Annotated in this window: 26 protein-coding genes and 1 tRNA gene; 25 read left to right on the forward strand and 2 right to left on the reverse strand. The window is 56.2% G+C overall.

The features are described from left to right. Positions 1 to 5 precede the first annotated feature (5 nt). A complete protein-coding gene (locus K1V27_RS06280) occupies positions 6 to 536 on the reverse strand; it encodes a hydrogenase maturation protease (protein WP_258928750.1) in 531 nt (176 codons plus the stop codon). A gap of 749 nt (positions 537 to 1,285) precedes the next feature. Here K1V27_RS06280 and K1V27_RS06285 point away from each other — a divergent pair. Genes K1V27_RS06285 through K1V27_RS06295 form a run of 3 tightly spaced genes read left to right on the forward strand, consistent with a single transcriptional unit; the run spans position 1,286 to position 4,376 of the window. Further along, the gene (locus K1V27_RS06285; RefSeq protein ID WP_258928751.1) at positions 1,286 to 2,833 is read left to right on the forward strand and encodes an SGNH/GDSL hydrolase family protein; all 1,548 of its coding nucleotides are present in this window, start codon (positions 1,286 to 1,288) and stop codon (positions 2,831 to 2,833) included. After that, entirely contained in the window at positions 2,830 to 3,813 is a 984-nt protein-coding gene (locus K1V27_RS06290) for a queuosine salvage family protein (RefSeq protein WP_258928752.1), read from the forward strand. Before K1V27_RS06285 ends, K1V27_RS06290 begins: the two co-directional genes overlap by 4 nt. Positions 3,814 to 3,863: 50 nt before the next feature. Further along, complete coding sequence (locus tag K1V27_RS06295) at positions 3,864 to 4,376, forward strand: DUF3592 domain-containing protein (protein WP_258928753.1); 513 nt, start codon at positions 3,864 to 3,866, stop codon at positions 4,374 to 4,376. Here the strand turns inward: K1V27_RS06295 and K1V27_RS06300 are convergent. Further along, positions 4,334 to 4,891 carry a M48 metallopeptidase family protein gene (locus tag K1V27_RS06300; protein WP_258928754.1) on the reverse strand — a complete coding sequence of 186 codons (558 nt, stop codon included), beginning with the start codon at positions 4,889 to 4,891 and terminating at the stop codon, positions 4,334 to 4,336. The two genes, K1V27_RS06295 and K1V27_RS06300, sit on opposite strands and share 43 nt — an antisense overlap. A 315-nt stretch (positions 4,892 to 5,206) precedes the next feature. Here K1V27_RS06300 and K1V27_RS06305 point away from each other — a divergent pair, with 315 nt between their 5' ends. The 22 genes from K1V27_RS06305 to K1V27_RS06410 all read left to right on the forward strand — a co-directional run bounded on the left by K1V27_RS06305 (position 5,207) and on the right by K1V27_RS06410 (position 25,317). After that, positions 5,207 to 6,151 carry a tyrosine recombinase XerC gene (locus K1V27_RS06305; RefSeq protein WP_258928755.1) on the forward strand — a complete coding sequence of 315 codons (945 nt, stop codon included), beginning with the start codon at positions 5,207 to 5,209 and terminating at the stop codon, positions 6,149 to 6,151. Between the two features lie 60 nt (positions 6,152 to 6,211). Further along, positions 6,212 to 6,751, forward strand: coding sequence for an ATP-dependent protease subunit HslV (gene hslV, locus K1V27_RS06310; RefSeq protein ID WP_258928756.1), 540 nt, complete (start codon positions 6,212 to 6,214; stop codon positions 6,749 to 6,751). A 4-nt stretch (positions 6,752 to 6,755) separates the two neighbouring features. Further along, the gene (hslU, locus tag K1V27_RS06315; RefSeq protein WP_258928757.1) at positions 6,756 to 8,138 is read left to right on the forward strand and encodes an ATP-dependent protease ATPase subunit HslU; all 1,383 of its coding nucleotides are present in this window, start codon (positions 6,756 to 6,758) and stop codon (positions 8,136 to 8,138) included. Positions 8,139 to 8,188: 50 nt separating this feature from the next. After that, positions 8,189 to 9,064, forward strand: a complete 876-nt coding sequence (argB, locus tag K1V27_RS06320; RefSeq protein WP_258928758.1) for an acetylglutamate kinase — start codon at positions 8,189 to 8,191, stop codon at positions 9,062 to 9,064. Positions 9,065 to 9,097: 33 nt separating this feature from the next. Continuing rightward, complete coding sequence (locus tag K1V27_RS06325) at positions 9,098 to 10,291, forward strand: aspartate aminotransferase family protein (RefSeq protein WP_258928759.1); 1,194 nt, start codon at positions 9,098 to 9,100, stop codon at positions 10,289 to 10,291. Further along, the gene (gene argF / locus K1V27_RS06330; protein ID WP_258928761.1) at positions 10,288 to 11,208 is read left to right on the forward strand and encodes an ornithine carbamoyltransferase; all 921 of its coding nucleotides are present in this window, start codon (positions 10,288 to 10,290) and stop codon (positions 11,206 to 11,208) included. The genes K1V27_RS06325 and argF overlap by 4 nt, the downstream gene beginning before the upstream one ends. 26 nt (positions 11,209 to 11,234) lie before the next feature. After that, a complete protein-coding gene (locus tag K1V27_RS06335) occupies positions 11,235 to 12,431 on the forward strand; it encodes an argininosuccinate synthase (RefSeq protein ID WP_258928763.1) in 1,197 nt (398 codons plus the stop codon). A gap of 25 nt (positions 12,432 to 12,456) precedes the next feature. Beyond that, positions 12,457 to 13,887 (forward strand): argininosuccinate lyase, encoded by a 1,431-nt coding sequence (gene argH, locus K1V27_RS06340; RefSeq protein ID WP_353740542.1) that lies wholly within the window; start codon positions 12,457 to 12,459, stop codon positions 13,885 to 13,887. A gap of 36 nt (positions 13,888 to 13,923) precedes the next feature. Further along, a complete protein-coding gene (locus tag K1V27_RS06345; protein WP_258928765.1) occupies positions 13,924 to 15,012 on the forward strand; it encodes a fibronectin type III domain-containing protein in 1,089 nt (362 codons plus the stop codon). Positions 15,013 to 15,146: 134 nt separating this feature from the next. Further along, positions 15,147 to 16,400, forward strand: a complete 1,254-nt coding sequence (gene lysA, locus K1V27_RS06350) for a diaminopimelate decarboxylase (RefSeq protein WP_258928766.1) — start codon at positions 15,147 to 15,149, stop codon at positions 16,398 to 16,400. 66 nt (positions 16,401 to 16,466) lie between these two features. Continuing rightward, entirely contained in the window at positions 16,467 to 17,336 is an 870-nt protein-coding gene (gene dapF / locus K1V27_RS06355) for a diaminopimelate epimerase (protein WP_258928767.1), read from the forward strand. Positions 17,337 to 17,347: 11 nt separating this feature from the next. After that, a complete protein-coding gene (gene dapA, locus K1V27_RS06360) occupies positions 17,348 to 18,223 on the forward strand; it encodes a 4-hydroxy-tetrahydrodipicolinate synthase (protein ID WP_258928768.1) in 876 nt (291 codons plus the stop codon). A gap of 32 nt (positions 18,224 to 18,255) precedes the next feature. Further along, entirely contained in the window at positions 18,256 to 19,065 is an 810-nt protein-coding gene (gene dapB, locus K1V27_RS06365; RefSeq protein ID WP_258928769.1) for a 4-hydroxy-tetrahydrodipicolinate reductase, read from the forward strand. 71 nt (positions 19,066 to 19,136) lie between these two features. Then, on the forward strand, positions 19,137 to 20,303 hold the full coding sequence (locus K1V27_RS06370; protein WP_258928770.1) for an LL-diaminopimelate aminotransferase: 1,167 nt from the start codon (positions 19,137 to 19,139) through the stop codon (positions 20,301 to 20,303). A gap of 4 nt (positions 20,304 to 20,307) precedes the next feature. Then, positions 20,308 to 20,802 (forward strand): 2-amino-4-hydroxy-6-hydroxymethyldihydropteridine diphosphokinase, encoded by a 495-nt coding sequence (gene folK / locus K1V27_RS06375; RefSeq protein ID WP_258928771.1) that lies wholly within the window; start codon positions 20,308 to 20,310, stop codon positions 20,800 to 20,802. Beyond that, positions 20,799 to 21,059 carry an eL24 family ribosomal protein gene (locus K1V27_RS06380; protein WP_258928772.1) on the forward strand — a complete coding sequence of 87 codons (261 nt, stop codon included), beginning with the start codon at positions 20,799 to 20,801 and terminating at the stop codon, positions 21,057 to 21,059. The genes folK and K1V27_RS06380 overlap by 4 nt, the downstream gene beginning before the upstream one ends. Before the next feature lie 32 nt (positions 21,060 to 21,091). Further along, a complete protein-coding gene (gene fsa, locus K1V27_RS06385; RefSeq protein ID WP_258928773.1) occupies positions 21,092 to 21,757 on the forward strand; it encodes a fructose-6-phosphate aldolase in 666 nt (221 codons plus the stop codon). 36 nt (positions 21,758 to 21,793) lie between these two features. After that, positions 21,794 to 22,444: a lytic transglycosylase domain-containing protein gene (locus K1V27_RS06390; protein WP_258928774.1), complete on the forward strand. Its 651-nt coding sequence runs from the start codon at positions 21,794 to 21,796 to the stop codon at positions 22,442 to 22,444. Positions 22,445 to 22,505: 61 nt separating this feature from the next. Beyond that, on the forward strand, positions 22,506 to 23,090 hold the full coding sequence (gene pgsA / locus K1V27_RS06395; RefSeq protein WP_258928775.1) for a CDP-diacylglycerol--glycerol-3-phosphate 3-phosphatidyltransferase: 585 nt from the start codon (positions 22,506 to 22,508) through the stop codon (positions 23,088 to 23,090). Between the two features lie 77 nt (positions 23,091 to 23,167). Then, positions 23,168 to 24,262 carry a putative NPN-dependent ornithine cyclodeaminase gene (locus K1V27_RS06400; RefSeq protein WP_258928776.1) on the forward strand — a complete coding sequence of 365 codons (1,095 nt, stop codon included), beginning with the start codon at positions 23,168 to 23,170 and terminating at the stop codon, positions 24,260 to 24,262. A 181-nt stretch (positions 24,263 to 24,443) separates the two neighbouring features. Beyond that, positions 24,444 to 25,037, forward strand: coding sequence for an imidazoleglycerol-phosphate dehydratase HisB (gene hisB / locus K1V27_RS06405; protein WP_258928777.1), 594 nt, complete (start codon positions 24,444 to 24,446; stop codon positions 25,035 to 25,037). Between the two features lie 203 nt (positions 25,038 to 25,240). Then, positions 25,241 to 25,317: transfer RNA gene (locus K1V27_RS06410), tRNA-Met, on the forward strand. Positions 25,318 to 25,373: the final 56 nt, after the last annotated feature.

Here is a 25,373-nt window from a genome sequence, read left to right on the forward strand (position 1 = left end):
GCAGACTACCCGACGTCAGCATTTGTCTCTTGACCTATCGACTCGATCTCTACCAGGATCTGCTTTTGAAGCCACTCACAACAAGCCTCGATTTGTTTCTCTACTGCAGGGGAAAGCCCCGGTTGCACCTTCTCGGGAATCTCCTTGACCTGCACCGCCAAAATGCGAATCTTAACGCCGCCAAGATTCTGCAGCTCGAGCAGAAGATTGACCGAAGGGAATTGATGCAGGGAAAAGTCGGTCTTCTTGGGCAGGGGCATATCTTCGATGGACAATTCAAACAGTGCACCCGGTTCGCGGCCCGGCTGACTCACTGCATCAACTATGAAAATGCAGGAGGGTTTCGGTTCGATCAGCGCCAGATCGAACAGGTAGCTGCCTATGCCGGTTCCCACATCTGCCGCTAAAACAGATGGGGGCAACGGATAGTTTTTTTGCAGGGCTTCAATGACCTTGGGGCCAAATCCATCATCCCCAAAAAGAGGATTGCCGCATCCGAAGACGACAATGGGGCTGTGAAGAATTTCTTTGATCAATACCTGGACCCCCATTTTCAGGTGAGGTCGTTACCCATTTCGACATGCGTCGGCCGTTGCTTCCTTGGGGTTGCATGCCGGGTCGCAATGATGCCGGTGGCTGTTCAACATCAAGCGCCAAATTCAGGTCACATAAAGTGGCAGCGGCCGTCCGCCCGCACTGCGGTGCAAACCGCATGGCTCCGATTGCCACACCTCGGGGTCATCCTGACGCTGTCCAGTTAGCTTATAGAAACAACGCTTGACCATGTCAACGACAATGAAGCCAAGTATGTGCGAGGCGTAGGTTGTGACGCAAATAGTTGACAATGGTCGATTCGGGAAAGCGTACAATTGAAGCTGCATTCCCCGATCGGTGCCAGGCGGTTGATCGAGAGGTGACCGATCATCATGCACCTTTTTATGAACCGCAAACCCGGTGCAAAGGACGCCGGGCTTTGCAGAGGTTGAATCCATCAGGGAGGACCCTTTGCGTGTCTTTCGTCGCTTCACGGTGCACCACTGCGGTGCTCGGTTGCGGGTTTACCGGCGGTGAGGAAAATGAGAAGAGCGCACGGGCCCCCTGTAATATGCTGGATTCTTCAATCCGACTTTTGTATGCTGCTGCCGCTTGCTGAATGCGGCTTGCAGGTGTACCCCCTTTGCCCCGTTCGTGACCGATTGCGAAATTTCAGCCTGAAGCTGCAAGGGCCCCAGTCGGAAAGTCTGCACGACTGTTTTGGAGAGTTTGGAATACAAGGAGAGAAGTGATGTTCGAGATGCCTGCAACAGGATTCAGGGTGCGAAATGGGCGACCGAGTGCCGTCACACCGAGGCAAGGGATCGCCAGATGGTTGATTCGCACTGCGGCTGCCCTGGTTATCGTTGCCGTAAGCGCATTGCACGCCCACGCCTTCAGTAGAATCATCGTGTTTGGCGACAGCCTGTCCGATTCCGGCAACGTGTATTTTGCTACCGGTAAATTGATCCCGGCCGCGCCGTATCATGAGGGGCGCTTCAGCAACGGCCTCAATTACGCCGATCTGCTGGCGTCAAATCTTGGTCTGAGCCTGAGGCCCGTTCTAGATGGCGGCACAAATTACGCGGTCGGGGGCGCTAAAACAGCTTCCTTCCCGGATCAGCTTCCCTATAATTTTCTCTCCCAGGTTGCGATGTTTCGCAGTCAAATTGCTTTGGGCACTACGGAAAAGCCTGATGAGGACGCCCTCTATGTTGTCTTTATCGGGTCAAACGACATGCTGGATGTTGTTCCCGAAGCACTCGACGATCCGGCCAATCAAGCAGCCATCGTCGGGGCGGCGGTCGAGGAAATTGTGGGAGATATTGAAAAGGGCCTGCAGGGTATCAGGGATGAAGGCGCGGTCAATATCCTGGTCCTTTACCTGGCCAACCTGGCGAGGACCCCCCGTTATGTGCAGAAAGAGGCTGCCAGCCCCGGGACGTTCGCTGTGGTAACGGCGGCCACGCTATCTTTCAATCACGCTCTGGATGACATGCTCGATTCCTTTTCCGATCTCAATATCATTCGCTTCAATACTTTTGAGCTTTTCGAGCAGGCCATATCCAATGGGGCAACTCTTGGTCTGACCGACGTAATCACTGCATGTTACACCGGAGACGGCAGCTTTATGGGAGGTGGCACCGTCTGTTCGGATCCGGCCGGTTATGCCTTCTGGGATACCATTCATCCCTCTGCGCGCTCCCACTCCATTCTGGCACAGGAATTAAACATTACGCTCCATGGCTGGTTTGGGGATGTCTGCTCGTTCTACTGGGCCTACGACCACATTCAGAAATTGAGCGCTGCGAACGTCACCAGGGGCTGCGGCAACGGTTTTTACTGTCCTGAAGATCTCGTCACACGGGCCGAAATGGCTGTATTTATCGAGCGGATCATCAAAGAGGACGCGTTTTTGCCGCCCCCGGCGGTCGGCATCTTTGTTGATGTTCCGACGGATTACTGGGCCTCCGCCTGGATCGAACAATTTTTTCAGGACGGCATAACGGCCGGATGCGGAGAGAATACATTGCAATATTGTCCTGAACAGCCTCTGACGCGGGCGGAAATGGCCGTTTTTCTGTTGCGCGCCAAACATGCCGGTGGCTATTCTCCCCCCGAGCCCGGTGGGATATTTGCCGACGTCCCGAAGGATTACTGGGCCGCCGGCTGGATTGAACAGCTTTACCTTGCAGGCATCACCACCGGATGTGGAGAGAATCCCTTGCGGTATTGTCCGGATGACGAGGTCACACGAGCTCAAATGGCGGCCTTTTTGGTGAGGACTTTTGGACTGTGAGCAACTGCGCGACGGCAGCGGATCCCTTGGCTGAAGTGCGCGCTGCATGCCGGCTGGTTGCCGAGCGGGCGGAGCAGGTAACAATCAACCGGCCCGCCGTTGCGGCATACGTGCAAGCGCTGCCTCTGGAGCAGGCAGCGCTTCCCGCTTTGGATGCCGAGGCGCATTACGTTGGGTTCGGGGATGATACGGTGGCGTTCCTTGTGACCCTGGATGCCATCAATTTCGGTTCGGGATATTTCCCGCATTTGCGTAAAAAACCAAACCGATCCGGCTACTTCACCATAGCCACGGCACTCACCGAGTTTTACCGGAACCACGGTCCACTGTCGGCCCGACAGTTGGTCCGGCTCAGCCCGGAAGATTGCGCCCGGATATTTGGGCAGGATTTGAGCAATGAGCCCGTTGCCGAGCTGATGCGGCTTTTTGCGTCAGCCCTCAATGACCTGGGCAGGTACCTGCTGGATCGATTTGCCGGCAGCTTTATCCGTCTCATCGAAGCTGCGGCGGGATCTGCCGCCAGGCTGACCAAACTGCTCACAGAGATGCCGTTCTTCAATGATGTGCTGTCCTATGATAAATTGCGTGTACCGTTCTTTAAAAGAGCGCAACTCACCGCCGCGGATCTCGCCATCGCCTTCGAGGGTAAAGGGCCCGGGCGGTTCAACGATTTGCAGCGGTTGACCCTATTTGCAGACAATCTGGTCCCGCATGTGCTGCGGGTCGATGGACTGTTACTGTACACGGAGCAGCTGGCTGCGAGAATTGATGCGGCACAGCTGATCCCGCGTGGTTCCAAAGAAGAAGTGGAACTGAGAGCTTGTGCCCTGCATGCGGTGGAACTTATGGTTGCCGAACTGACCCGTGCGGGGCGGGAGATCAGTCCCATGCAGCTTGACTATCTATTGTGGAATCGAGGACAGCAGCCGTACTATAAGAAAATCCATCCGCGTCACAGAACCAGAACGGTTTTTTATTGAGAGCATACGGCAGCCTAATGTGAACACCCGAAACGACAGAGAGACGGTGCATGGTGGTCAGGCTATTGAATGTGATATCCATTCTGATGAGTTTTCTCGGATTGCTGGTTCTCAGCTTTGGGGTATTTCTGGGTTGCATGGCGTACAGCACAAAGTCATGGCGGACCGCCGATGCATGGATCATCGCATCCGAAGTAGTTGAAGTGCGTACCGGGACCGGTTTCAGCTATCGGCCATCAGTACAATACAAGTACACGGTGAATGGGGAAGAATATACGGGGACCTCGATACGGTTCATCGACTTCAACCACTGGGACCGCGCCGCTGCCCTGCGGGTCATTGAGCTCTTTCCCATGGGAAAGAGAGTGGAGGCCAGGTACCACAGGAACTACCCGAAAATGACGGTGCTTGACCCCGGGGCTCATGCCTCGGACCTGCTGGTTCCCGTTGCGGGTATTGTGCTCATAGTGGCCGCTTTCACGCTCAGATATGTGCGCAAGCGGCTGTTGCGGCAGCAAAGTCAGTCATCATCGATGGCTTCTAACCCAACTGCCATGAGATAGCCTCTTGCCCGCTCCGCTTTTGGATAGCGTTTGACCAGTCGCCAGAAGTTGCTGCTGTGGTTCGGTTCCAGCAAATGGCACAATTCATGGATCAACACGTAGTCCTGGACGAACCTCGGCATGGCGGCGATCCTGTGCGAGATGCGAATGGTGCCGCGGTTGTATGTGCAGCTGCCGAGACGTTTCTCCTGATTACTCACCCAGCGGATGGACTCCCACTTCAGTTGGCCGTCAAAATACAGTTGATTCAACGTTTCGGCCCGCTCGAGCAGTTCTTCATTGTCCAGGGTGGCGGCCTTTTCCCGCCGCACCAAACGCTTCTGCAAATGTTCAATGTGCGGTTTCAATTGCTCGTCGGACAGGTGCGCCGGTGCAAGGATTTCAAGCACCCCATTGACGTTGCGTGCCTGCACCGTCTTCTTGCGCCTGGCGCTGCGGGTAATGCGTATTTCCATGATCTCACCAACCTGTTTGCTGTCTCGCTCGACACTCAACCACTTTCCGTCGTGCCGCATGCCGTGCCATGATCATCGCAGGGTGCCCGGTTTGCTTTTCCACAGGAATAAATTCAGTGCCCGGGTCTGCCCTTGTTTGTCCAAGGCCGATCCTTATACCCGGCTTGATTCAAACGCAACCACAAATAACACCTGAAGACCGGTAACTCTCATTTTGCACACGGACATACGGCACGGTGGGTCAAGTCATGCGGCACGCGGGGCAACCCACCATATTCTGCAAATTTTCATTGATTTTTTCGGCTCTTATGCTAAGTATTTCGTTTCTCTTGAAAATTATTGTGAGGCGAGGGGATCGCTCAGGGCGTGCGACGGATGGAAAATTCAATCACTTTAAAGCAATCGGCAGACTCATTTTTGGTTTATCTCGAACACGAGCGAGGTTTGAGCGCTCAGACCCTGCGGGCATATGCCGGCGATCTGGCGCAACTGCAGCACTACGCCGGGGAAAGAACCGGCAAGCGGCCGGTACTGATGACCGATATCACGCAGGATCTATTGCGTGGTTTTATCGCTTCGATGCACAAGAGCAGGGAAAAGACAAGCCAGGCGAGAAAGCTCTCCACGCTGCGCTCCTTTTATCGGTTTCTGAATGATCGAGGGACAGTCGAAGACAATCCGGCGGCTCTGGTCGCTCACCCGAAAATCAAAGCGCGCATTCCTTCTTTTTTGGGGGTCGATGAGCTGTTCCATTTTCTGGACGGCCTGCACCGCATGTGCCTGAGCCCCGCCGCTAGCTGGAGAAAATGGCGCAACCGGGCGATGTTTGAGTTTTTGTATTCCTCGGGTGTGCGGGTGAGTGAAATGGTGAACCTGAACGAGCATGACCTAGCGGATGTCGACGGCATGGTGAGAGTCCTTGGCAAGGGGAGCAAGGAGCGCATCGTACCGGTTGGGAAAACTGCATTGAAGGCCGTGAAGGAATATCTTGCCGTGTTGCAGCAGCAGTATCCGCAAGGGAGAGCGAGAACCGCGGCGCTTTTTCGGAACGCTCGTGGGGGAAGGCTTAGCGCCCGTTCGGTGCATCGCATCCTCCAGGCCGAGCTCAAGCGCTGCGGCCTCTGGCAACACCTCAGCCCGCATGGGCTGCGGCACAGCTTTGCGACTCACCTGCTCAATTCGGGTGCGGATCTGCGGGCCATCCAGGAGATGCTCGGGCACTCGGCGCTCTCCACGACACAACGCTACACACACGTCCATATGGACCAGCTCATGAAGATTTACGATGCGGCGCACCCGAGGAGCCGAAAACGGCCATAAAGCGGATCGATGCCGGGGCGTATGGGCGGATTGCAGACACTCTGGGAGACAGGTTTCATCATGACACAAAAACAAATGCACGGCACTACCATCCTTGCAATGCATAAGGACGGCCAGGTGGTCATGGCGGGGGACGGTCAGGTGACGCTGGGCGACACCGTGGTCAAGCATCAGGCCAAAAAAGTGCGCAAAATGTACCACGATAAAATTCTCACCGGCTTTGCAGGTGCTACGGCGGATGCCTTCACCCTGTTTGAAAGGCTGGAGGGAAAGCTGGAACAATATAACGGCAACCTCAAGCGTGCCGCCGTCGAACTGGCCAAGGACTGGCGCATGGATAGGGCTCTGCGCCGCCTGGAGGCGCTGCTCATCGCCGTGGATCGAAACGACTGCCTTATTTTGAGCGGCAGCGGGGATGTGATCGAACCCGATGACCACATTGCTGCGGTGGGATCCGGCGGATCCTATGCCCTGGCTGCCGCACGGGCTTTGGCGGCCCACTCCCAGCTGTCCGCCCGGCAGATTGTCGAGGAGGCCATGCGGATTGCTGCATCCATCTGCATCTACACCAACAGTGAATTCACCATCCAGGAGCTATAGCCCAATGCAACAACCTCTTACGCCTGCGGAGATCGTAAGCGAGCTCGACAAATACATCATCGGCCAGAAGGAAGCCAAGAGAATGGTGGCCATAGCCCTGCGTAATCGCTGGCGCAGGCAGCAGGTACCGGAACCTCTGCGGGACGAGATCACCCCCAAGAACATCATCATGATCGGACCCACCGGGGTCGGCAAAACGGAGATCGCCCGCCGCCTGGCGCGACTCGCTCAATCGCCCTTTTTGAAGGTTGAGGCGAGCAAATTCACCGAAGTGGGGTATGTCGGCCGGGACGTCGAGTCGATGATTCGAGACCTGACCGATTTGGCGGTCAACATGGTCCGATCCGAAGAGATGGAGCTGGTCAAAAAAAAGGCCGAAGAGATTGCCGAGGAAAAGCTCCTCGATATTCTGCTGCCCCCCAAGCGCCAGACAGATTCGCGCGATCAGCAGGCGCTTCCCGAACCGGCTACCATTGAAGCCGCCCGGGAAGAAGCGACACAGGCCGACAGCACGCGCGAAAAGCTCAGGAAGCTGCTGCACAAAGGAGCTCTCGATGACCGTTATGTGGACATTGAAGTTCCCGACCGCAACTTTCCAAATATTGAAATCTTTGCGGGAACGGGCATGGATGACATGGACTACAACCTGCGTGAAATGATCGGATCCATGATGCCGCGCCGCACCAAGAGGCGTAAAGTGAAAATTCCCGAAGCTCGTGAAATCCTCATTCAGGAAGAGTCCCAGCGGCTCATTGACATGGATAAGGTGATGAAGACGGCCATCGAAAGGGCGGAGCATTCGGGCATCATCTTTCTTGATGAAATTGACAAAATCGCCGGGCGTGATGCCGCAGGGAAAGGACCCGATGTTTCGCGCGAGGGTGTGCAGCGGGACTTACTGCCCATTGTCGAGGGCTCCACCGTCACCACCAAATACGGCATGGTCAAGACGGATCACATTCTGTTCATCGCTTCGGGAGCGTTCCACATTTCCAAGCCGTCGGATCTGGTCCCCGAACTGCAGGGCAGGTTTCCCATTCGGGTGGAACTGCAATCCCTCAATAAGGAGGACTTCATTCGCATCCTTACCGAACCGGAAAACGCTCTCATCGTGCAGTACAGAGCGCTTCTGAAAACGGAGGAAGTGGAGCTTGAATTCAACGACGACGCCATCGATGAAATTGCCGGCATTGCCTATCATGTCAATTCCAGGACGGAAAATATCGGAGCGCGGCGGCTGCATACGGTGGTGGAAAAGCTGCTGTCGGACATTTCCTTCAACGCGCCGCAAATGAAGGGGCAAAAGATCCCCATCACACGCGAATATGTGCGCCAAGTGCTGCAGGATATCATTAGAGACGAAGATTTGAGTCGTTACATCCTCTAACACAGGTGGCAGGAACAGCAAACACTGCCCAGTCAAAGGCGAGGGGGACCATGATAGAGAAGGCTGAAATTCTTGTCGAAGCGCTTCCCTATATTCGTCGTTTTTATCAAAAGACCGTAGTCATTAAGTACGGCGGCCATGCCATGGTGGCCGACGCATTGAAGGAAAGCTTCGCCCAGGACATCGTCCTCATGAAATACATCGGCATGCATCCCGTGGTGGTGCATGGCGGCGGGCCGCAGATAGGAAAGATGCTGGAGCGCATTGGAAAAAAAAGCGACTTTCGCGCCGGCATGCGGGTCACCGATGCGGACACCATGGACATTGTCGAAATGGTTCTGGCCGGCAAGATCAATAAAGAAATCGTCAGCCTGATCAATCGCCACGGCGGCAAGGCGGTGGGGCTCAGCGGCAAAGACGGACAGCTGATCGAGGCGCGCAAGCTCCATCTTTTTCGCTACCAGGGTGACGATCAACCCCCGGAAATCATTGACATCGGGCTGGTGGGGGAAGTACACCGAATCCACACCGAGATTCTGCGTACCCTCGGCAACAGCGACATGATTCCCATCATTGCCCCGGTAGGGGTTGGAGAGAACGGGGAGACGTACAACATCAACGCCGATCTGGTTGCCGGACGCATAGCCAGCGCCCTGCAGGCCAAAAAATTGCTCCTCATGACCGACGTACAGGGGGTCATGGACGCACAGGGCGAACTCATATCCAGCCTGACCATTGCCGAAGCGGCTGACCTCATACAGGACGAAGTGCTGCGCGGGGGTATGATACCCAAGGTGCAATGCGCCATAGACGCGGTACAGGGAGGCGCTGAAAAGGTGCACATCATCGATGGCCGGGTTCCGCACGCAATTCTTCTTGAAATTTTTACCGATGCGGGTATTGGAACCCAGATTGTCACGCATTGAGGACATCAGATCAGAGAGGTAGAAAACTTTTTAATGGACGACATCCGATCATCATGCCAAAGGAATATCTGCAGTACCTACGCACGGCTGCCGGTGCTGTTTGTGCGCGGACAGGGCTGCCGATTGTGGGATGAAAACGGCACAGAATACCTGGATTTTCTCGCCGGCATCGCCGTTTGCAACCTGGGACACAGTCACCCGGAGATTGCTCAGGTTTTGTGTGACCAGGCCAAGCAGCTGATTCACGTCTCCAACCTGTTCTTTACCGAGCCCCAGGTGAAACTGGCCGCAGAACTCACCCGACTCTCCTTTGCCGACAAGGTGTTCTTTGGCAACAGCGGCGCTGAAGCCAATGAAGCGGCCATCAAACTGGCTAGAAAATACAGCCAGGACCGTCACGGCCCCGGCCGATTTCATGTCATCAGCATGAGGGGGAGTTTTCACGGGCGCACACTGGCAACCCTTTCAGCCACGGGACAGGAAAAGGTGCACAAGGGCTTTGAACCGCTGGTCGAGGGCTTCACCTTTGTTGATTTCAATTCAGTCGACGCCGTCCAGGCGGCCCTCACCGAGCACACCTGTGCCGTGCTGGTGGAGCCGATCCAGGGGGAGGGCGGCATCAACCTTCCCAAGCCTGGTTATCTGGCAGATTTGAAGGTCCTGTGCAAACGGCACGATCTGCTGCTCATCTTCGATGAAGTGCAGGTGGGCATGGGCCGAACCGGCACTTTGTTTGCCTACGAGCAGGAAGGCGTCACGCCCGATATCATGACGCTTGCCAAAGCATTGGGCAACGGCCTTCCCGTGGGAGCCATGCTGGCCTCCGACGAAGTGGCCCAAGCCTTTGCCCCCGGGACTCACGCCACCACCTTCGGCGGCACGCCCTTGGTCACTTCGGTGGCGTTGCGCGTGCTGCAGTTGATCTCACAGCCCGACTTTCTGAAAAGGGTGCGGCAAAACGGCGGTTATCTGAAACAGTGCCTGGCTGATCTGCAATCCAGGCATGCGTCGTTGATCAAGGATGTCCGGGGAAGAGGTCTGATCGTGGGCATGGAGCTTGACAGGCCGGGGCAACAATTTGTCGAGGCCTGCCTGAAGCGTGGAGTGATCATCAATTGTACTCACGACACGGTCCTGCGCATGGTTCCGCCCCTCATCGTGGAACGTCGGGATATTGATCGTCTGGTGAGCGTGTTGGACGAGGTTTTTCAGGAGGAGACGGCATGAAGCGGGATCTTTTGACCATTTTGGATCTTTCCGCCGACGAGATCCACTCCCTGCTGCTCAAGGCCGAACAGATGAAGAAGTCGCTTCAAAAGCGCCGTGACCACTTCAACGGCAACTTGCCCGGACGGGTACTGGGGCTGATTTTTATTAAGCCCTCCACACGCACCCGGGTTTCTTTTGAATCAGCGATGTACCGGCTGGGAGGCGACTGCATCTTCATGACCCCGAAAGAGACGCAGATTTCGCGCGATGAAACCCTGGCGGACACATCCAGGGTGCTGTCTCGCTACGTGGATGGCCTGGTCATCCGCACCTTCGCCCACGCAGACGTGGAAGAACTGGCCCGATTTTCCACTATCCCCATCATCAATGGTCTGACGGATCAGTTCCATCCCTGCCAGGTGCTAAGCGACCTGCTGACCGTCAAGGAAAAGCGCGGGAGCCTTGAAAATCTGCAGGTGGCGTGGGTTGGGGACGGCAATAACGTGGCTCATTCATGGATCAATGCCGCCGGTGTTCTGGGATTCAATCTGGTGCTGGCCTGTCCCGCAGGATACCTGCCGGACGAGGACGTTTTGCAGCGGTTTTCCGGGCACAGCAGCATCCGGGTCATTCATGACCCCCGACAGGCTGTGGCTTCGGCGGATGTAATCTACACCGATGTGTGGGCAAGCATGGGACAGGAACGGGAGGCCGCCGAGCGCCGTCAAGTTTTCCAGCCCTACCAGATCAATGCGGACCTGCTGGCTGCGGCACCGCCCCATGCCATGGTGTTCCATTGCCTTCCGGCTCATCGCGGGGACGAAATCACCGATGAAGTGATTGACGGGCCGCAGTCCGTTGTTTTCGATCAGGCGGAAAACCGCATGCATCTGCAGATGGCTCTACTCGACTGGCTGCTTGGCGAAGCAAGCTGACCGATTCAAAGGAGATCGACTCAATCATGGGAATTCACAAAGCAGTATTGGCCTATTCCGGCGGTCTTGACACCTCGATTATTTTGAAATGGCTCATCGAAACCTACGGATGCGAAGTGATTGCCTTTGCCGCCGATCTTGGCCAGGGGGAAGAATTGGACGGCCTGGAGGCCAAGGCAAAGGCCACCGGAGCAGTCAAGGCACGCATTGAAGACCTCAGGGAAGAGTTTGTCAGAGATTTCGTTTTTCCGGCCTTTCGTGCCAATGCCATCTATGAAGGACAGTACCTGCTCGGAACATCCATAGCCCGACCACTGATCGCCAAACGACAGATCGAAATCGCCCGGGAAGAAGGGGCCGATGCCGTCAGCCATGGTGCTACCGGCAAAGGGAACGACCAGGTCCGATTCGAGCTCACTTATATGGCCCTGGACCCGAGCATCAAGGTCATCGCCCCGTGGCGGGAATGGGATTTGAAGTCGCGCACGGCACTGGTCGAGTTCGCCAGAAAGCACAACATCCCCGTGCCGGTGACTCAGGAAAAGCCCTACAGCAGCGACAGAAACCTGCTGCACATAAGCTATGAAGGGGGGATCCTCGAGGATCCCTGGCTGGAACCCGAAGCAAAGATGTTCACTCTAACGGTCGCACCACAGGACGCCCCCGATCAGCCCGAGGTGGTCGAGATCGAATTCGAGCGCGGCGATCCCGTAGCCGTCAACGGCGAACGTCTCACTCCCGCAGATTTGCTGCAGCGACTCAACGAACTGGGAGGAACGCACGGCATCGGGCGCGTCGATATGGTGGAGAGCCGCTTTGTGGGGATGAAATCGCGAGGGGTATACGAGACGCCGGGGGGAACGATCCTGCGCAAGGCCCACATGGCGGTTGAATCCATCACCATGGATCGGGAAGTGATGCACCTGCGCGATTGCCTCATTCCCCAATATGCGCGCATGGTTTATAACGGCTTCTGGTATGCTCCGGAAATGCGTCTCTTACAGAGCACGATGGATATGGCACAGGAAAATGTCTACGGTACAGCCAGGCTGAAGCTTTACAAGGGGAACTGCCAGGTGACGGGCCGCAAATCCGACCGCTCTCTCTACCAAACCAGTTTTGCCACCTTTGAGGAAGACGAAGTCTATCAGCAGAATGACGCCACGGGTTTCATCCGACTGCAGGGACTTCGGCTGCGAATCGAATCCCTGGTGCGCGGATAAGTGACCAGTTAAAGGAGAATTCTTTATTATGGCGGAAAAGCTCTGGCAGGGACGCTTCGATCAACCAACCAATAAGCTGGTGGAAGAGTATTCGGCTTCCATTCACTTTGACAGCAGGCTCTATCGCTACGACATCGAGGGTAGCATAGCCCATTGCAGAATGCTTGCCGAGTGCAAGATCATCACCCACGACGAAGCATCGCTGATCATCGAAAATCTGGGGGAAATTCAAAGAGAGATCGAACGCGGCAAACTGCAGCTGGAATCTTCCCAGGAAGATATTCATATGGCCGTCGAACAGCGCTTGATCCAAAAAATCGGCGAAGTGGGGGGCAAGCTGCATACGGCGCGCAGCCGCAACGACCAGGTGTGCCTGGACATGCGCCTGTACCTGCGCGACGTGCTCTGCCTGACGCGCACTCTGCTGCTCGATGTTCAGAAAACCCTGGTGCTCCTCGCCGAGCAGAACCTGGACGTCATCATGCCCGGCTACACCCATCTGCAACACGCTCAACCGATCCTGCTCGCACACTACCTCATGGCCTATTATGAAATGTTCGAACGTGACGACGCGCGCATGGCCGATTGTTATGGGCGCACCAATGTCCTGCCTTTGGGGTGTGCCGCGCTGGCCGGCACGACCTTTCCCATAAACAGGGAATTGACGGCCCAGTACCTTGGATTTCCAAAGATCAGTGCAAACAGCATCGATACCGTGAGTGATCGAGACTACCTGATCGAATTCAATGCCGCCGCCGCCATACTGATGTCCCACGTCAGCCGCATGGCGGAGGAGTTGATTCTGTGGTCGACCTCGGAGTTTGCTTTCATCGATATCAATGATGCCTTTTGCACCGGATCAAGTATAATGCCGCAGAAAAAGAATCCCGACGTGCCCGAGTTGATGCGTGGCAAGAGCGCCAGGGTTTTCGGCAATCTCATGTCGCTGCTGACTCTCACCAAGGCGCTTCCCCTTGCCTACAATCGTGATTTGCAGGAAGACAAGGAGCCGGTCTTCGATACGGCCGATACGGTTCTGAACACGTTGAGGCTGTTGGCAAAACTGCTGCCGGAAATTCAGTTCAAGCGCGAGCGCATGGTCGAGGAAGCCAGGCAGGGCTTTATTCTGGCAACCGATTTGGCCGATTATCTGGTGCACAAGGGAGTGCCGTTTCGCCGAGCGCATCACGTGGTGGGACAAATTGTGCAGACCTGCATCCAGAACTGTAAGAACCTGGAGGATTGCACCTTGGATGAATTGAAGAGCTTCCACAAGGCGTTTGGTCCCGATGTGTTTGCGCTGCTGGATCTTGCCAATGCCGTCAACCAGAGGACCTCCGCCGGGGGAACCGCTACTTCGCGGGTTGAAGAAGCCGTCCGCCTGGCACGGCAGGTATTGCAGGTGAAACAGGAACGGCTGGACGGCAAGTTCATCAAGACCAACGGCAAAATCTGAAATATCCTCTCGCAAGCCATATCAGGGACTGTATACATGCACGTAACGACAAGATTGACCATCCCTTGCAATGTTTTTGTCGCATTCACCATAGTATGCGCCGCAGCGCTGCTCGTTTCAGGCTGTGGAAAAAAGAGTGCGCCGCGCCCGATATTGCCGGCGGCACCGCCTGAAATCAAGAACCTGGAAGCACGTGTGCGCGCAACCGGCGTCGAGCTCAGTTGGTCGCTGTCACACTTGGACATGGAATCAGACGACGACCACGCTTATGGCCTGGCTGTGCTCAGGGCTCAGGTCCCCTGGGATAAGCGCAATTGCCTCGAATGTCCGGTCATGGCCCAGGAGGTTTTGCAGCGGCTTGAGTTGCCCCGCACGGATGCGGCGGCTGCACAAGATCACAAGATGACCTTGATCGATGCGCAGGTCATGAGCGAGCATGCCTACCGCTACCAGATTGCATTCCAGGATGACAAGGGTCGGGTCCTATCCCTGTCGAACCCAATCATAGCCAAAGTGCTTCCGCCTCCTCAGCCGCCGCTCGATTTCAAAGCAAACGAGCAGGACCAGGGCATTCAATTGCATTGGAAGATTCCGCGCAAGAATGTCGAGCAACAGACCATCGCTCAGGAGCTGCAGTTCGACGTTCAGAGACGTTCCCAGGAAGGGGCCTGGGAGAGCATTTCTCCGGCTCCGGTCAAGGGCAGTACCTTTTTCGATTCGGCGGTCGCCTCCAATCAACTCTATGATTACCGGGCGTTTTCGGTTCTTTCTTTCGAAGGGACTGCGATATTGAGCGAGCCGTCGCCCGTTCGCCGGGCAAAGGCCCCGGGAGCCCTGCCTGCGCCGCCGCCGGGAGCCGTTTGGGTAATTCCTGCAAAGGGTGCCCTGGAAGTCAACTGGACTCCCAGTGACGGTCAAGTCAAGGGCTATCATGTGTACCGCCGGGAAGGCAAAGACATTGTCCGGCTGACCGCAGACCCCGTTGAAAATCCGCCATACGTGGATCACGCCGTCCAGCCGAACCGGGTCTATTTTTATGCCGTATCAGCCGTCGGGATTGAACCGCCCAACCAGGAAGGGCTCCTTTCCAAGTGGCAGGAGATACGCAACGTCCAGTTCCAGTGAATGGATGTCACAGCTGCGGCGCAATCAAGCTTCACTCCGCCCGGAGGGGGGCTTCCCATCGAGTGAAAGAAGGGCGCCATGGGGTTGCTGCACAAACGCATTCGTCGTTCTGATCTGTTTGAATCGAGGTGAAAATGCATCATTTTGAATACAAACAAGGTGAACTCTATTGTGAAAATCTGCCTCTCGACCAGTTGGCCCAACAGGTGGGAACACCCTGCTACGTCTACAGTTATGCAACGCTGCACCACCACTTCAAGGTTTTCGATGAAGCCTTTCGGGATGTACCCCATCTCACCTGCTTTTCCGTAAAAGCGAGCTCCAACATTGCCATTTTAAAGCTGTTTGGGTCCCTCGGGGGCGGGGTCGACATCGTTTCCGGTGGCGAGCTGTTTCGAGCGCGCAAGGCGGGCATCCCCGGCGATCGAATTGTCTATTCGGGTGTGGGCAAAACGTGTGAAGAGATTGATTATGCCCTGAGGGAGAACATTCTGCTGTTCAACATAGAATCCCCCCAGGAACTGGAAGCCATCAACGAGCGGGCCTCACATCTCGGCTGTAAGGCGCGAATCGCGCTGCGCGTGAACCCGGATGTCGATCCCAGGACCCATCCGTACATTTCCACCGGGATGAAAAAAAATAAATTTGGTATTGATATCGAGGGGGCGATAACAGAGTATAGGCGAGCCAAAACTCTGAGCAATGTAGAAATCATAGGGATCGATTGCCATGTCGGCAGCCAATTGACCGAAATAAGTCCCTTTGTCGATGCATTGCGACGATTGCGCATGCTCATGGAGCGTCTGGAAGCCGAAGGAATCGTTGTCCAATACCTGGACCTTGGCGGTGGGTTGGGAATCACCTACGATCAGGAGGCTCCGCCGCATCCCAGGGAATACGCCCGGGCCATCCTGCAGGAACTGCACGGGCTGCCCTGTACCTTGATTTTCGAACCGGGCCGCGTTATCGTGGGCAACGCCGGGGTCCTGCTCACCAGGGTGCTCTACACCAAGCAAACACCGAGCAAGAACTTTGTGATTGTGGATGCGGCCATGAACGATCTTATCCGTCCGAGCCTGTACGGCTCCTATCACCACATTCAACCGGTACGCCCCATGGGAGAAGAAGCACAGATGGTCGACGTGGTGGGCCCAATTTGCGAATCCAGCGACTTTCTGGCGCGCGACCGGGGTCTCCCGCCGGTGCAGGCGGGAGATTGCCTGGCGGTCATGAGCGCCGGCGCGTATGGGTTCAGTATGAGCTCCAACTACAATTCCAGGCCTCGAGCGGCGGAAATCCTGGTGAAGGGGGAGCGGTTTTATACCATTCGAGAACGGGAGAGATGGGAAGATTTGATCAAAGGAGAGGCAATTCCGGGGTTTGTTTGAGTTGAATTGAGTCGCACCGCCCGGATGCGCCCCGCTTGGCCCCTCAAAGGAGATGATTAGAAGCATATGACAACAGACGACACCCCCCGGCGCATACGTTTTTTCAAAATGACCGGCAGCGGTAATGACTTCATCATCATTGACAATATGGATGGGCGATTCTCCTCGGCTGATTCCCCGGCACTGGTGCGCCTCGCCTGCCGCAGGAAGTTGTCCGTGGGTGCCGATGGTTTGATTTTTATCGAACCGGATGCACAGGTGGATTTCTGCTGGAGGTTCTACAATGCGGACGGCAGTGCAGCGGAAATGTGCGGCAATGGAGCCCGCTGTGCGGCGCGCTTTGCGTACCTGCGGGGAATCGTCCGCAAGCCGCGGATCGCCTTTCGCACCGTGGCGGGAATCATCCATGCGGAGATCGTTGATGCGCGGGTCAAGATCCAGGTGTCCCCGCCGCATGGGCTGGAGCTGAATTTTCCGCTGGATGTGGAGGGAAAGCCGTTCCGCTTGAACTTCATTAATACCGGTGTGCCTCATGTGGTGCATTTTCTGGCGGATAGGCGACAGCTTGATGCCGCCCAGGTGTTCACCTGGGGGCGGGCGTTGCGCTTTCATCAGCGTTTTCAGCCGGCCGGGGCCAACGTCAACTTTGCAGCCGTGGAAGCCGTTCATCGCATGGCGGTGCGCACCTATGAGAGGGGAGTCGAAGACGAGACCCTTGCCTGCGGAACCGGATCCATTGCCGCAGCGCTGATTGGGGCGGCGCTGGATCAAGTGGAATCCCCGGTGGAGGTGGTCACCCGAAGCGGCGAGACACTCACTGTTTATTTCACTCGAGAGCGGCAGGGGAATGATATCCGCTTCAGGGAGGTGTATTTGGAAGGAGACGCCAAAGTCGTTTATGAAGCAGACCTTTGGGATGAGACACTGAGAGAATAGGGAGGTAAGCTATGTTCCAGGGTGCCATGGTAGCCATTGTCACACCGTTCAAGAACGGGCAGTTGGATGAGTCGGGACTGCGCGACTTGATCGAATTCCAAATTGCCAACGGAACCCATGGCATCGTGCCATGCGGAACTACCGGTGAATCGGCGACTCTTTCCTTCAAGGAGCACGAACGGGTCATCGAGATCACTGTGGAGCAGGTCAACAAGCGTTTGCCGGTCGTGGCGGGAACGGGCTCCAACAATACCGAGGAAGCCATCCGCCTCACCAAACATGCCAAAGACGCGGGGGCTGACGGCGCACTGATGATCTGCCCGTACTACAACAAGCCCACTCAGGAAGGGCTCTATCGACATTTTGAAAAGGTGGCTCGGGCCGTCGATATCCCGATTATTCTGTACAACATCCCGGGACGCAGCGCGGTCAACATGGAACCGGACACCATCGCCCGACTCGCCAAAATCAGCAATATTGTGGGTGTGAAAGAGGCTTCCGGGTCCATGAAACAGATAACCGATATTATGGCGCGCTGTGGAGACGATTTTGCCGTCCTTTCCGGCGAGGATTTCCTGACCTTCCCGCTTCTCTGCGTGGGGGGGAAGGGGGTCATCTCGGTTTCATCCAACATTGTGCCGCGGGATATGGCCGAGCTGTGCAACCTGTTCTTTGGGGAAAAATTCAGTGAAGCCCGCAAACTCTACTACAAGCTGCTTCCCTTGTGCCACGCCCTGTTCTACGAGACCAATCCGGCTCCGGTCAAAGCGGCTTTACTCATGATGAAAAAGATCGCCAGCGACGAAGTTCGGTTGCCGCTGGTGCCCATGTCGGAAACCAATCGGGAGCGGCTGCGCAAGGATTTGCAGCAGTATGGACTGCTGTAACCGGTCAATTCTTTCATGCAGAGGAGGGCACCATGGTGCGTGTGGCAGTAGCCGGCATTGGGGGCAGGATGGGCTCGCGAATCGCCCAGCTGGTTCGCGAGACGGAAGCAATTGAGCTGGTGGCCGGTTTTGAACACCCGGATCATCCCGGGGTCGGGAAAGATCTTTCCGAAGTGACAGGGGGAGCCCCATGCGGGCAAACCGTGACAGGCAACATCCTCCAGGTGCTGGACAGGGCGGATGTCGTCATCGACTTCACCAATGCTGCCAGTTCTCTGGCGCACATGCGTGCAGCCGCCGCATCACACAAGGCCATGGTGATCGGGTCCACGGGTTTTTCCGCGGAACAGCTGCAGGAGGCGCAGGTCCTGGCGCAGAATTTCCCCTGCGTATTGGCCCCCAACATGAGCGTCGGGGTCAACGTACTGTTCAAGTTGGTTGCGGATGTGGCGACACTTTTGGGTGACGACTTCGATGTGGAAATCGTCGAGTCGCACCACCGTTTCAAAAAAGACGCGCCCAGCGGCACCGCGTTGAAATTGGCTCAGGTGATTGCCGATGCGCTCGGCAGGGATCTCGACAAATCCGGCGTTTTCGCTCGGCACGGCCTGATCGGAGAACGGAAAAGCGACGAAATTGGAATCCAGACTTTGAGGGGTGGGGATATCGTCGGCGAGCATACGGTCATGTTTGCGTCCCTGGGAGAACGGATTGAACTGACGCATCGCGCACACAGTCGTGACAACTTCGCCCGAGGGGCGGTGCATGCCGCTCAATGGGTGGTCAAGCAGCCCGTCGGCCTGTACGACATGCACGATGTGTTGGGAATCAGAACGGCATAACTTTTATTGCGGGTCGGCGGGAACAGCCCGACTGCACCCAGGGTAACGTGATGACTGTCTCGGAGAACACTATGGCATTTGAAAAAGCAACCCGTTTGAAGCGATTGCCTCCCTATCTGTTTCAAGAGATCGATCGATTGAAAGCTGAGCTGCTGCGCAACGGCGTCGATGTGATCAATCTCGGAGTCGGAGATCCCGACCTCCCAACCCCCCGGCATATCATCGAGAAGCTCCAGCAGACCGCCGAAGATCCCGTCAATCATCAATACCCTTCCTACTCGGGTATGAACGATTTCAAGGTGAGCATTGCCAACTGGTACCAATCGAGGTTCGGCGTGGAATTGAATCCGGCCGACGAGGTGCTGACCCTGATCGGCTCCAAGGAAGGCATCGCCCATCTTCCGCTGGCCCTCATCAACCCGGGGGACCTTGCGCTGGTGCCGACGCCGGCTTATCCCGTGTACAATGTGGCGGTGCTTTTTGCCGGAGGAGAATCGCATTTTATGCCCCTTGTGCGGGAAAACCATTTTCTGCCGGATCTCCAGGCCATCGCTCCGGATGTCGCCCGCCGCGCCAAATTGATGTTTATCAACTATCCCAACAATCCAACCGGGGCGACGGCGGAGCGCGACTTTTTCCGGAAGGTCGTGGATTTTGCCAAGCAATACGATGTGATCGTGTGCCACGATGCGGCCTACACGGAGATGGCCTTTGACGGCTATCGGCCAATGAGCTTCCTGGAAGTTCCCGGCGCCAAAGAAGTGGGCATTGAGTTTCATTCGCTCTCCAAGACTTACAACATGACGGGCTGGCGCATAGGCAGCGCGGTGGGCAATGCTCAGGTGATCGACGCCCTCGGACAGATCAAGAGCAACATCGATTCAGGCGCCTTTAACGCCGTTCAGTGGGCGGGCATTGCGGCCATTGAAGGGGATCAGAGCTGTGTCGCCGAAATGCAGAAAACCTATCAGGAACGACGCGATGTCTTGATCGCGGGTCTGCGCCGCGCCGGGATCGAGGCGCAGAGCCCCAAAGCCACTTTTTATGTGTGGTGCCCGGTCCCCGCCGGGTACAGTTCCAAAGAATTCTCATCTCTGCTGCTCAAAGAGGCCGGTATCGTGACCACGCCGGGCAGCGGATTCGGCGAGCCCGGGGAAGGCTACATCCGTCTGGCTCTGACCGTCTCCAGGGAGCGCATTGAGGAAGCGGTTGAACGCATCCGGAAATTGTCCTTTTGAGACCATGCGCGTGGTGTTTATCGGCTTCGGCAGCAACCAGGGAGACTCGCTGCGGATATGCCGTGAAGCGGTGCGGCGGTTGGGGCAAAATGCGGACATCGAAATCCGCAGGGTATCGTCTTTTTATCGCACGGAGCCGGTGGGCTTCGAGGACCAGCCATGGTTCGTTAACGGGGTGGTGCAGTGTGTGACGGACCTGGAGCCGCAGGCGCTGTGGGAGGTTCTCGCCGAAATTGAGAACCATTTCGGAAGAATTCGCGCAGAGCGCTGGGGACCCCGAACCCTGGATCTGGATATCCTGGCTTACGGCAATGAGATCATCCGACTGCCCGATTTGACCATCCCTCACCCAAGAATGCATGAGCGCCTGTTTGTGTTGGCGCCGCTGCAGGAAATCGAGCCGGGCTGGCTTCACCCCGTGCTGCATGTTGGCGTAGTGCAGCTGGTGGAAAGACTGGGCGGGAGCGGCAAGCAAGTGGTGCGCATAGAGGTCCAATGATTCGGCTGGTTCTTTACATTCTTCTCATCTATCTGGCTTACCGGCTGGTGAAATCGTTTGCTGGGTCGCTATTCCAACCGGGGGAGCGACGCGACGATACCCCCCGCGCCGACACCGATCTGATACAGGATCCATACTGCGGCGCTTACTTTCTGAAACAGACGGGTGTAAAGGCCGACATTGACGGCAAACCCACCTACTTTTGCAGTGCCACGTGCCGTGATGCATATTTGCTGAAACATCAAGGACGGCAGTAGAGATTTTGTGCCGGCTCAGACAGGAGGAGCTAATGAAATTCTTCATTGACACCGCGAACCTGGATGAAATAATGGAAGCTCATAGCCTTGGAATCCTGGACGGAGTCACAACGAATCCATCCCTGATCGCCAAGGAAGGAATCGGCAACAGAGAAGGCTTTGAACAGCACATCAAGGCCATCTGCAATGTGGTGCATGCTCCCGTCAATGCCGAGGTGGTGAGCACGGAGCATGAACGGATGGTGGTTGAGGCGCGTAGACTGGCGGCAATCGATGCCCACGTGGTGGTCAAGATTCCGATGACCACAGACGGGCTGAAAGCGGTCAAACAGCTTGCCGAGGAAGGCATAAGGACGAACGTCACCCTGGTTTTTTCGCCGTTGCAGGCGCTGCTGGCGGCAAAAGCCGGTGCGAGCTATGTCAGCCCGTTTGTCGGCCGACTGGATGACATTGCCCATGACGGCATGGATCTGGTTGAACAGATCGTTGATATTTATGCCAATTATTTATTTGAAACGGAGATTATCGTGGCCAGTGTGCGCAACCCGCTGCATGTTTTGGCTGCGGCCAAAATGGGCGCGGATATTGCCACCATCCCCTTCAAGGTGATTGGGCAACTGGCCCGGCATCCACTCACCCAAGCCGGGCTGGATGCGTTTTTGCGGGACTGGCAGAAGGTAGAAAAGGCATCCGCTTGATACAGGTTCGCTCTGGAGCCAAAAGGGAGGGGGGCAATGAAGCCTGTTGCGATTCGGCACACATCTGCACTCTTGATGACTTGGCTTGTATTGGGATTGATTTTCGCGGCAACCGTTAGCGCAGAGTTCTACAAATATGTCGACAAGGACGGCGTGGTGCATCTCACCAATATCCCCACCCAGCCAATCTTCGAGAAGATCGACCGGTCCCGCTACTGTACCGTTACCAAGGGATCCAACTGGATCAAAATCAGTCCCAACAAAAAGATCGTTTTCCCGCGAATAAAGCCTTCGAGGAAGAATTCGTCCTATGACAAGCACATCATCAGCGCCTGCAAGCGCCATGGCATGGATCAAAAGCTGGTCAAGGCGGTCATCAAGGCGGAATCGGCCTTCAATCCGGTAGCCGTTTCTCCCAAAGGAGCTGTAGGATTGATGCAGTTGATGCCCGCTACCTCCAAAGATCTGGGAGTGGTCAATCCATTCGATCCGGTGGAAAATATCGACGGAGGAGTCCGCTACCTCAAGACCCTGCTGAATCGCTTCAAGAACAACGTCCCCCTGGCGCTCGCCGCCTACAACGCCGGCCCCGAAGCGGTCCAGCAGCATGGGGGCATTCCTCCCTACAGTGAAACCCAGACATACGTTCGCAGGGTCCTGGATTTCTACGCATTGTCCGTACCCTGATAAAAACAGAGTTTTCAAGTGTTACTGGTAACTTGGCTGGCAGATAAGGGTTGCAATATCGATGAGCGGTTTTTCGCGTCAGAACTTCCTGAATTTACCCAATCTCTTGACTTACCTCAGGATTGCCATCATACCGCTGATCCTTTACTTCCTTAATCCTCCGGTTTCCGCAAAATCCTACAACTTTGCTTTTCTGCTGTTCGTTTTGGCCTCCATTACCGACTATCTCGATGGAATTCTGGCCCGTCGCCACAACCTGGTGACCTCCGTGGGTAAGCTGCTGGACCCGCTGGCCGACAAGCTGCTGACTTCCGCCGTTCTGATCATGCTCATCGCCTCCGGTAAGGTGCAGGGCTGGCTGGTGTTTCTCATCATCGGCCGGGAAATCACCATCACCGGGCTGCGCTCCATTGCCGCCAGCCAGGGACTCATTCTGTACGCCAGCCGTACGGGCAAAAACAAGCTCATCTCGCAGACGGTGGGCCTGCTGTTTCTGCTTTTGTACATTCCCAAGATCGGATTCGTGTTGGACTGGATAGGTGTTTTTTTCCTGTGGGCTTCGGTGGTCCTTGGATACTGGTCTGCCATGGCCTACTTTGTCTATTTCTACAAGGAAGTCACCAAGCAGGAACAAAATGCCCGGTGAGCGGCGATCGGAGCTTCCGGCGAATCGAGCTTTTACGCCGTCCCACCCTTGCAGGCGGCGGATGATGAGGTTTTTTCATGGCCTTTGTGTTACCTGAGTTCAGTCCCCCTGACTTTGCCCATCCTCCTCTGCGCGATGCTCCTCTGGTGACCTTCAAAGAAGTCGTGCAGCCTGGGGTTGCCCCGGAAAACTACCACGCGACCACGATTTTTCCGGAATACTTTCAGATAGCCAAAGGGCAATGGCGGCTGCCGCTGGAATCGCGCATGGACTGCGTTGTTGTGCTGGAGCCCGATGACTCCCTGAGTGTCAAGGAATTTCGCCGTCTGCGGGTGGGTGAGCTGGTGGCGTGCGGACGCGGGGAAAACGGTGAAGACGGAATCTTCGTTCATACGGGAGCCTTCGCTTTTCCTCGGCATGTCATGGAAAAATTTGCATTCCGCACGCATACGACGCGCGAAACGGCGTTTTCCATTGATTACGACGAACTCTACGAACTGCTTGCATACGAGCGCGACAACGGTTTTATCCTGTGGGTGCTCGGACCTGCCGTCGTGTTCGATCACGATGCGCGCAACGCCTTTGTGGACATCATCCATGAAGGATACGTCCACGCAATTCTGGCGGGCAATGCGCTGGCCACCCACGACGTGGAAGGCTCGCTCTATGGCACGGCCCTCGGACAGGACCTGTATTCCAAGCAGCACGCCAAGGCGGGACATTACAAACACCTGGATGCCCTCAATCGCATCAGGCAGGTCGGATCGATGGAAACGGCCTGCCGCCAGGGCCTCATCCGGGACGGAGTCATGCGGGCGCTGATTGACAGGCAGATCCCCTGCGTGTTGGCCGGCTCCATTCGCGATGACGGGCCCATGCCGGAAGTGCTTGCCGATGTGTACCGTGCCCAGGATGACATGCGCTCGCTGGTGCGCCGCGCGACCACGGTGCTCGCGCTGGCCACCCAGCTGCACGGCATTGCTGCCGGCAATATGACGCCGTCCTACAAAGTGGCAGGGGGCGGGGCAATCAGGCCGGTGTACTTTTACAGCGTGGATATGTCCGAGTTTGCCACCAACAAGCTGGTGAACCGCGGGTCCTTGACCGCCCGCACCATCCTGACCAACGTGCAGGATTTTGTGGTGACCCTGCGACGGGGTCTGGGAGGTTGACCGACAACGTTCAGTGCCTTTCCCCCTTGCGGGCTGACATTGACCCAAACATGGCCCCAGGGTACTCGGGGCGCGCTTCCTCTCCCCCGCAGGGGGTGCGGCGGAGACCTCGCAGAACCCCTGGATCGTCTGGACTTTATGGCGGGCACAAACCCATTAAACAGGAGTGGATATCATTCTCATGGCGGATTCAAGACGCGGGCGGGTGACCAGGGAGACCAGGGAAACTCAAATTCGGTTGACCCTGGATTTGGATGGACAGGGATCGGTCCGACTCACAACCGGAGTCCCTTTTCTCGATCATATGCTGACGCTGTTTGCGGCCCACGGCTTGTTTGACCTGGATGTGGAAGCACAGGGCGATCTGGAAGTGGACGCCCATCATACGGTCGAAGACCTCGGCATTTGTCTCGGGCAGGCGCTTTCCCGGGCGCTCGGCGAAAGACAGGGGATACGTCGCTACGGACACGCCGTAGTGCCCATGGATGAAGCGCGCGCGGCGGTAACCCTCGACCTCTCCAATCGACCCTTTCTGGTCTATCACACTCCTCCCATGTCTTCGCGGGTGGGGCAGTTCGAAACGCAGCTGGTCCCGGAGTTCTTGCGTGCCTTCTGCCAGCACGGCGGCATCACCCTGCACATTGAAGTGCCGTGCGGAGCCAACACGCACCACATCCTGGAAGCGATCTTCAAGGCCCTGGGCAGAGCCCTGGACGAAGCGACGGCCTTTGACCGCAGACGCCGAGGCGTTCCCTCATCGAAAGGCTCCCTCTGATTCAAGAGCGTCTGCCGGATTGCCGGGTTTTGTACCTGAACCCAGCCCGCCTGGAAGGCAAAATCATTTTCCTAGAAACGGTAGTGTCGCGATGAAATTCCGGTACCCGGCACCCTGCCAACACAAAGATCGAAACTTTCTCAAGAAAAATTTTAAAGCGTCTTGACGGGAAGCCGCGTTTGAGGTACCTTTAGGCATCTTGTCGCGGGGTGGAGCAGTCAGGTAGCTCGTCGGGCTCATAACCCGAAGGTCAGAGGTTCAAATCCTCTCCCCGCTACCAGAAAAACTTAAAGAAAATAAGGGGCTTGGCCAAATCGGTCGGGTCCTTTTTTTTAT

The organism is Desulfoferrobacter suflitae (genome assembly GCF_022603395.1).
Classification (GTDB): Bacteria; Desulfobacterota; Syntrophobacteria; order Syntrophobacterales; family Syntrophobacteraceae; genus Desulfoferrobacter; species Desulfoferrobacter suflitae.

Excerpts from the sequence above, each read along its gene's own strand:
- K1V27_RS06390 (WP_258928774.1), top strand. The coding sequence starts at position 21,794 with ATGAAGCCTGTTGCGATTCGGCACACATCTGCACTCTTGATGACTTGG.
- K1V27_RS06400 (WP_258928776.1), top strand. The coding sequence starts at position 23,168 with ATGGCCTTTGTGTTACCTGAGTTCAGTCCCCCTGACTTTGCCCATCCT.
- K1V27_RS06335 (WP_258928763.1), top strand. The coding sequence starts at position 11,235 with ATGGGAATTCACAAAGCAGTATTGGCCTATTCCGGCGGTCTTGACACC.
- argB (WP_258928758.1), top strand. The coding sequence starts at position 8,189 with ATGATAGAGAAGGCTGAAATTCTTGTCGAAGCGCTTCCCTATATTCGT.
- lysA (WP_258928766.1), top strand. The coding sequence starts at position 15,147 with ATGCATCATTTTGAATACAAACAAGGTGAACTCTATTGTGAAAATCTG.
- K1V27_RS06295 (WP_258928753.1), top strand. The coding sequence starts at position 3,864 with ATGGTGGTCAGGCTATTGAATGTGATATCCATTCTGATGAGTTTTCTC.
- fsa (WP_258928773.1), top strand. The coding sequence starts at position 21,092 with ATGAAATTCTTCATTGACACCGCGAACCTGGATGAAATAATGGAAGCT.
- dapA (WP_258928768.1), top strand. The coding sequence starts at position 17,348 with ATGTTCCAGGGTGCCATGGTAGCCATTGTCACACCGTTCAAGAACGGG.
- pgsA (WP_258928775.1), top strand. The coding sequence starts at position 22,506 with ATGAGCGGTTTTTCGCGTCAGAACTTCCTGAATTTACCCAATCTCTTG.
- K1V27_RS06285 (WP_258928751.1), top strand. The coding sequence starts at position 1,286 with ATGTTCGAGATGCCTGCAACAGGATTCAGGGTGCGAAATGGGCGACCG.
- K1V27_RS06345 (WP_258928765.1), top strand. The coding sequence starts at position 13,924 with ATGCACGTAACGACAAGATTGACCATCCCTTGCAATGTTTTTGTCGCA.
- hslU (WP_258928757.1), top strand. The coding sequence starts at position 6,756 with ATGCAACAACCTCTTACGCCTGCGGAGATCGTAAGCGAGCTCGACAAA.
- argF (WP_258928761.1), top strand. The coding sequence starts at position 10,288 with ATGAAGCGGGATCTTTTGACCATTTTGGATCTTTCCGCCGACGAGATC.
- dapB (WP_258928769.1), top strand. The coding sequence starts at position 18,256 with ATGGTGCGTGTGGCAGTAGCCGGCATTGGGGGCAGGATGGGCTCGCGA.
- K1V27_RS06305 (WP_258928755.1), top strand. The coding sequence starts at position 5,207 with ATGGAAAATTCAATCACTTTAAAGCAATCGGCAGACTCATTTTTGGTT.
- hisB (WP_258928777.1), top strand. The coding sequence starts at position 24,444 with ATGGCGGATTCAAGACGCGGGCGGGTGACCAGGGAGACCAGGGAAACT.
- K1V27_RS06325 (WP_258928759.1), top strand. The coding sequence starts at position 9,098 with ATGGACGACATCCGATCATCATGCCAAAGGAATATCTGCAGTACCTAC.
- hslV (WP_258928756.1), top strand. The coding sequence starts at position 6,212 with ATGACACAAAAACAAATGCACGGCACTACCATCCTTGCAATGCATAAG.
- K1V27_RS06300 (WP_258928754.1), bottom strand. The coding sequence starts at position 4,891 with ATGCGGCACGACGGAAAGTGGTTGAGTGTCGAGCGAGACAGCAAACAG.
- K1V27_RS06370 (WP_258928770.1), top strand. The coding sequence starts at position 19,137 with ATGGCATTTGAAAAAGCAACCCGTTTGAAGCGATTGCCTCCCTATCTG.
- K1V27_RS06380 (WP_258928772.1), top strand. The coding sequence starts at position 20,799 with ATGATTCGGCTGGTTCTTTACATTCTTCTCATCTATCTGGCTTACCGG.
- folK (WP_258928771.1), top strand. The coding sequence starts at position 20,308 with ATGCGCGTGGTGTTTATCGGCTTCGGCAGCAACCAGGGAGACTCGCTG.
- dapF (WP_258928767.1), top strand. The coding sequence starts at position 16,467 with ATGACAACAGACGACACCCCCCGGCGCATACGTTTTTTCAAAATGACC.